Here is a 6,574-nt window from a genome sequence, read left to right on the forward strand (position 1 = left end):
GGAGCGTGCTTACGCCTGATTGAACGAAGCCGTGCCGACATGAGGCCCGCAGCGATCGATAGCCACGCGGACAGTCTCTTCGGGAGGACGTTCCCACCAATCCAGCTCGGAGAAAATTTCCAGCTCGAATGGCCCCGCATAGCCGATATCGTCCAGCCATCCTTTGATGCGTGGAATATCGATGACGCCGTCGCCAACCATCCCGCGGTCACGCAGATTCCGCGTCGGCACGAGCCAGTCGCAGTAGTGAAAGCTGACGATGCGCTCCGGACCCGCGCGCCGAAGCTCCGCTTCGAATACTGGGTCCCACCAACAGTGGTAGACATCGGGAACGAGACCCGCGCCCTCCCCGAGTTCATCGCACAGATCGTTGGCGACTTTGATCGAATTGAGGACACTGCGGTCTCCCGCATACATCGGATGCAGCGGCTCCAGGCCCAGCTTTACGCCGACTTCTCGCGCATGCGGCAGCAGCGCGAACAGCGCATCGCGCACACGCGCACGTTGGCCCTGAATGTCCTTGCTATCCGGCGGCATGCCGCCAACGACCATCATCAGGCAGCCCGCGCCGATCTCCGCGGCTGCGTCGAGCAGGCGTCGATTCGTGTCGATCGCCTCAGCCATGCTCTTGTCGACGCTTACGTTGAGCCACTCGCTCGTGCACAGCGACGGCACCCACATCTCCAGTTCGTCGAGATGCTTGCGCGTGCGCGCCACGCCATAATCGTCGAGGAACTGTCTCCAGACCGCAATGCCGCTGACGCCCTGACGCTTGTAGCCGTCGAGTGCTTCAGGCATGGTCCACCTGGGCGTGGTTATCTGATTGATCGCGAACCGTGAAAGGTCGTGACTCATGCGGTTTCTCTCCATGTGATCTGCCAGCCGCGCATGGAGCGCGTGCATTAGCGTCGTGCGTTCACCGCATGCTCGCCCGCCGAAATAGCGGGCGACATGTACACGTCGCGATACCTGTAGAGGTGCGCGCGGCTGCACAGTTGGAAAGACTGGATATCGAAGGCCTCAACGACCGATGGATTCGGCGAGAAAGTTGAATAAACGATCGAAATTGCAATGCGCGACGTTGAACCGGAGCCATCCGGTCTTGACGCGGCCCGCAAAGAAGAGATGTCCGGGCGCCAGCAGAATCCGTTCTTTCAGGGCCGACTCGGCCAATTGCGACGAATCACGGTCGATTCCAGCCGCCTTCGCCCAAACGAACATTCCAGCCCGAGGCTCGCAAAAGACCTCGAAGCCGCTAGCCTCGAGCCTCCGGCAAGTCTTTTCCTGCGCGGCAGCAAGACGATCTCGCAACTGTTCGGTCTGCTTCCGGTAATGCCCTTCGGACAAGACCCCGCTAACCAGCCGCTCAGTGACAGTCGGAGTCGACATGCCTGACACCAGCTTCTGATAAAGCAGGCCCTCGAGAACAGCAGGGTCAGCGACGACAAAGCCCACCCGCAGGCCCGCGCCTATCGTCTTGGAGAAACTGCCGACGTAAATGACATTCTTCAACTGATCCAGCGACGCGAGCGTGAACTGTCCGCCTTGCACGAGATCAGCGGACACATCGTCCTCCACGATCAGGCAATCGTAGCGTTCGGTCGCTTTCAGCACCTTGTGCGCGGTCGCGGAGTTGTAGCTTGCGCCAGTCGGGTTATGCAGACGGCTATTGGTGAAGTAAAGTTTCGGGCGATGGGTGGCGAGCGCCGCTTCGATCGCAGTGACGTCCGGCCCGGCGGGAGTCATCGGTATGCCGATGGTTTCAACATCCCGCATACGCAGGGCGACCAGAAGATCGCTGTAGCAAGGCTCGTCCACCATCACGACATCGCCCGGCTGTGTGCACTGCCGGATCACCAGATCTAGCGCCTGATTCGCACCCAGCGTGGTCATCACGCCATCGACGTCGGTTTCTATTCCGTACTCGGCCAACTGCCTGACGATCTGTTCGCGCAGCCGATCGAAACCTCGCGCATGCCCGTAACCCAGAAGATGCTCAGGATGCGACGCGAGCTGCCTTAGCGAACGCGCGATCGCTTCGTTGTCGAACCACGTTTCCGGCAGCCATCCCGCGCCCGCGTGAATCGCCCCTTCGTTGGTGCCGAGAAAATTTCGCACCAGCCATCCATTGGTGACTTTCTCGTCGAGCTTTTCCACCGTCTTCTGTGGAGAGCCGGAACGTCTGTCTGATACGTAAAAGCCCGACCCGCGTCGGGCGACCAGGACCCCTTGCGCGACCAGGCGGTCGTAGGCCTCCACCACCGTAAAGGTCGAAACGCCGTGTGCGCCCGCGAACGCGCGAATGCTTGGCACGCGCGCGCCGGGTCTCCAGCGCTTCTCTTCGACCTCCTGGACGATACCCGCCACGATTTGCATGGTGAGGGAGGTCTCAGCACCGGCATCCAACGACAGAAATGGCTTCATTCAAAAACTCGACCGAATAACACGATGTGTACAGGTCGCGGCGCATATACAGCGATCCGCGTGTCCATCCAAGTGTACATGTATCTGTGCAGGGTATTTATCTAAATTGCTTTTACGTTATCGCCACACGAATTTGGCGAGATCGCAATTCCCAAGAGATACCCGTATGAAGAAAATACGTAACGCCGCACAGCTTCTTTCGCACGGCGATATTGATTCGCGCCGAATCGTGCTCGACATTGCGGATCGTACGCTCGAGCGTCTGGATAGCTATCGACGCATTCAAAGCATCATGCGTCTCGACGGCGACGTGCTGCACATTGGCACGCGCTCGTGGGATCTGTCGAAGAAGCGCAATGTGTATCTGATCGGCGCCGGCAAGGCCTGCAATCACATGGCGATGGCGGTCGATCACGTGCTCGGCGATCGCCTGACGTACGGCATCGCCATCGTGAAGATCCACGAGGAATCGGACCGCTTCAACAGAACGGAAGTGTTTGTGGGTGGCCATCCGCTGCCCAACGAAGAGGGTCATCGCGCGTCGCGAAAGATCATCGATCTCGTCGATCAGGCAGGGCCGGGCGATCTGTTCATTGCGGTCATCAGCGGCGGCAGTTCTGCACTCATGTCGTGTCCGATCGATGGGATCACGCTGCAGGATGAAATCGACACGACCGATGTGCTGCTCAAGTCAGGCGCCGGCATCTACGAAATCAATGCGGTACGCCGGCACATCTCGGCACTGAACGGCGGCATGCTGGCGAAGCGCATTCAGGCAGTCGGCGCCGAGTTGATCGGGTTCGGCATCAGCGACGCGGTGGGCTCTCCTGCCACGGGCGACATCGCGGTGCCCTACGCGGCCTACAAGAGCACGCCGATCGGCCCTGACATGACAACGCTCGACGACGCTCGGGCGACGATCGTCAACCGCAATGTAGCGGACCGTCTGCCGAAGAGCGTCGTCGACTATCTGATGCACGCCGGTCCAGAAGCCGAGACGCCCAAGGCATTCCCCGACAATACCTACTTCCTGCTCAACACGCTCCCGGATTCCTGTATCTACGCGAAGGAAATCTGCGAAGAAATGGGCATCCCGGCGATGATCGTGACCTCGTTTCTCGAGGGCGAAAGCCGAGATGCGGGCACTTTCCTCGCGTCGATAGCGAGAGAGGTGCAGGTCTATGGCAGGCCCATCAAAGCACCCTGCGTACTGCTGAGCTCGGGCGAAGTGACGACGCTGATCGATGACAACAGCGTGATCAAAGGTCATGGCGGCCCAGGTCAGGAGATGACCGTCAGTTTCGCCATCACTGCGGAAAAGACCCAAGGCGCGTGTCTCCTCTCCATCGATAGCGAAGGGACGGACGGCACCGCGAAGGTCGCTGGCGGAATCACGGATTCGACCAGTTTCAAAGCCGCTGCCGCGAAGGAAATCAGTCTTTATCAGGCATTGCGCGAGCATAGCTGTTACGAAGCGCTCTCCTCCATTGACTCCGCCATCTTTACAGGCAACACGGGAACCAATCTCTGTGATTTGAACATCCTGTACGTTCCTGCACCGAAGGAAAACAAGTAATGGAAGACAAGATCACCTCCGTTCGCGCCCAACAGATCATCGACTGCAAATGCCGTCCCGCTGTCGAGGTAGAGATTCGAACCGAAAGTGGCGCGATCGGACGCGGCGCGGCGCCTACCGGTACATCAGTCGGCATGCACGAGTCGTTCGTCCTTCGAGACAGCGATCCGTCGAAGTATAACGGCCTCAGCGTGCACAAAGCCGTGGCAAACGCGGTGAAAATAATCGGTCCGGAATTGATCGGCATGAACGTGTTCGATCAACGCGCCATCGACGACAAGATGATCGCGCTCGATGGAACACCGGACAAGCACCGTCTGGGCGGCAATACGATCTATTCTGTCTCCATCGCGGCGTTTCGTGCCGCGGCCGATGCACTGGCCGTTCCACTTTACGAGCACATTGCCGGCCGCGACATCAAAACCGTTCCGGTGCCCTGCTTCAACGTTGTCAACGGTGGGCGGTACGAAGGCTTTACGCAGTCGTTCAACGAATTCCTGATCGTGCCCTACGGCACCGACAGCATCGACTTCGCGATCGAAATGGCAGTGGCGGTGTTTCAGAAACTGGCGGATGTGCTGACGACCTATCTCGGGCACAAGCCGCAAGTGGCAAGCTCCTACGGGTACGCCGCGCCGTCCGAAGATCCGGAGATGATCCTGACGCTCATGCAGAAGGCCATCGACGAATGCGGATACAGCAACCGTATTGCATTCGCGCTGGACTGCGCGTCGAGCGAGATGTACGACAAGCAAACCGGCCGCTATCTCCTCAAGGGCGAACACGTCTCCTCTGACGAACTGATCGCCTACGCGAAGTATCTGACGGAACGCTTCAATCTCGTCTTCATCGAAGACCTGCTCGATGAGAACGACTGGCCCGGCTATGCCAAGGCCGTGCGCGAACTCAAACGCACCATCGTGCTGGGCGACGATCTCACGGTGACGAACCTCGAACTGCTGCGCAAGGCACATGACACGCATGCGGTTGATGGCTTCGTGCTCAAGCCCAATCAGGTCGGCACGATCACCGAGGCGATGGATGCGTATCGATTCGCGCAAGCACACGGAATGATCGCCGTGCCCTCGGGCCGCTCGGGCGGCGTTGTGGACGACGTCGTGATGGATTTCTCCGTCGGGCTCGAGGTTCCTTTCCAGAAAAACGGTGCGCCGCGCTCAGGCGAACGCATCGAAAAGCTCAACTTCCTCATGCGCGCCAACGGGCGAAGTCCCGCATGCCGTCTGTATGACATCGCGCCGCTTCTGCGCTTCTGACCGCCTCGCTGACACGTTTCAGACGAACCACCTCTTTTGCCAAAAGGTATGTCCATGTACCCCAAGATTGACTTCCTGTACCTCTCCGAACCCGACATGATCGCCGCCGGTGTTCTCGACGCTGCACGTTGTGTTTCCGTGTGCGAAGAGACCTTCAGCCTGCTGGGCAAAGGCGACTATCTGATGGGCGGCGCCAATCACAACAACCACGGCATGAACATCGTTTTCCCGAAAGAGACGAGGTTCCCCAACATGCCCGTGGCAGGACCGGATCGCCGCTTCGCCGCGATGCCGGGTTATCTCGGCGGCCGCTTCGACGTCTGTGGCAACAAGTGGTACGGCTCCAATCACGCGAATGCGCAGAAGGGCCTGCCGCGTTCGATCCTCACGATGATGATCAACGACAAGGACACCGGCGCGCCGCTCGCGCTGATGTCGGCGAACCTGTTGAGCGCGGCGCGAACGGGTGCGGTGCCGGGCGTGGCGGCGAAATACCTGGCGAACAAGGATGCGAAAACGGCTTCCGTGATCGGTTGCGGTCCGATCAACAAGGCATGTTTCACCGCGATCATGACCCAGCTCGAAGGAATCGAAAAAGTGGTCTGCTTCGACGTGTTCCTCGACAAGGCGAACGAGTTCGCGAGTTGGGTCGAAGCGACGTATCACGTCAGCGCCATCGGAGTCGATGAATCCGAACAAGGCTTTCGCGGTGCTGACGTCATCACCGTCGCGGCCTCGCGTCTGAAGCCGCTCTACTTCAAGGACGAGTGGATCAAGGAAGGCGCCGCGATCCTCGTCTCCGGCCCGTTCAACACGGATGAGTCGTTCCTCACCAACTGCAAGATCGTTTTCGATCACACCGCGTTGCAGGAAGCCTACGTGGAGGATGCAATCGCGTCCGGCAACAAGGAGGCGTACTACAACGGCGTCATCGGCGGTCCCTTCTATCGTCTCATCGATGCGGGCAAGCTGCCCTCCCTTGCCGATTCGACCGGTCTGGGCGACGTTGTCAATGGCGTGAAGCCCGGCCGCGAGAGCAGCAAGGAACGGGTGATCTTTATTGCTTGCGGCATGGCCGTATTCGATATCAGCTGGGGCTATGACCTGTACAAGAATGCCGTGCAGAAGGGTATTGGCCAGTCGTTGAACCTCTGGGAAAAGCCCAGCCAGGCCTAAGGAACGCGCTCGAAATAACTTCCCGCTATGCGCCGTTCCTTGAGCGAATGCTGTAGTTCCACGAAGGCAGGGTTGAGTCGTACGCGATGTTGAGCGAAGCGCGGACGTGGCGGGTGACCGTCCG

At 59.3% G+C, this 6,574-nt stretch carries 5 protein-coding genes; 3 read left to right on the forward strand and 2 right to left on the reverse strand.

Annotated features, from left to right (window positions below):
• Window positions 1–9: 9 nt before the first annotated feature.
• Together AB3X96_RS37090 and AB3X96_RS37095 are read right to left on the reverse strand one after the other, a co-directional pair.
• Window positions 10–855: a sugar phosphate isomerase/epimerase family protein gene (locus AB3X96_RS37090; protein ID WP_368593639.1), complete on the reverse strand. Its 846-nt coding sequence runs from the start codon at window positions 853–855 to the stop codon at window positions 10–12.
• 165 nt (window positions 856–1,020) lie between these two features.
• Entirely contained in the window at window positions 1,021–2,424 is a 1,404-nt protein-coding gene (locus AB3X96_RS37095) for a PLP-dependent aminotransferase family protein (protein WP_368593640.1), read from the reverse strand.
• Between AB3X96_RS37095 and AB3X96_RS37100 the strand changes: the two genes are divergently transcribed.
• Genes AB3X96_RS37100 through AB3X96_RS37110 form a run of 3 tightly spaced genes read left to right on the forward strand, consistent with a single transcriptional unit; the run spans window position 2,375 to window position 6,450 of the window.
• Window positions 2,375–4,000: a glycerate kinase gene (locus tag AB3X96_RS37100; protein ID WP_368593641.1), complete on the forward strand. Its 1,626-nt coding sequence runs from the start codon at window positions 2,375–2,377 to the stop codon at window positions 3,998–4,000. The genes AB3X96_RS37095 and AB3X96_RS37100 overlap by 50 nt on opposite strands.
• Window positions 4,000–5,274: an enolase C-terminal domain-like protein gene (locus AB3X96_RS37105; protein WP_368593642.1), complete on the forward strand. Its 1,275-nt coding sequence runs from the start codon at window positions 4,000–4,002 to the stop codon at window positions 5,272–5,274. Before AB3X96_RS37100 ends, AB3X96_RS37105 begins: the two co-directional genes overlap by 1 nt.
• A gap of 54 nt (window positions 5,275–5,328) precedes the next feature.
• Entirely contained in the window at window positions 5,329–6,450 is a 1,122-nt protein-coding gene (locus tag AB3X96_RS37110; protein ID WP_368593643.1) for a tyramine oxidase subunit B, read from the forward strand.
• The last annotated feature ends 124 nt before the right edge of the window (window positions 6,451–6,574 follow it).

Source organism: Paraburkholderia sp. BR13439 (assembly GCF_040948805.1).
GTDB classification, from domain to species: Bacteria; Pseudomonadota; Gammaproteobacteria; order Burkholderiales; family Burkholderiaceae; genus Paraburkholderia; species Paraburkholderia youngii.

What these genes read in the sequence shown, in the direction of transcription:
- AB3X96_RS37100 (WP_368593641.1), top strand. Translation starts at nt 2,375, where the DNA reads ATGGTGAGGGAGGTCTCAGCACCGGCATCCAACGACAGAAATGGCTTC.
- AB3X96_RS37110 (WP_368593643.1), top strand. Translation starts at nt 5,329, where the DNA reads ATGTACCCCAAGATTGACTTCCTGTACCTCTCCGAACCCGACATGATC.
- AB3X96_RS37090 (WP_368593639.1), bottom strand. Translation starts at nt 855, where the DNA reads ATGAGTCACGACCTTTCACGGTTCGCGATCAATCAGATAACCACGCCC.
- AB3X96_RS37105 (WP_368593642.1), top strand. Translation starts at nt 4,000, where the DNA reads ATGGAAGACAAGATCACCTCCGTTCGCGCCCAACAGATCATCGACTGC.
- AB3X96_RS37095 (WP_368593640.1), bottom strand. Translation starts at nt 2,424, where the DNA reads ATGAAGCCATTTCTGTCGTTGGATGCCGGTGCTGAGACCTCCCTCACC.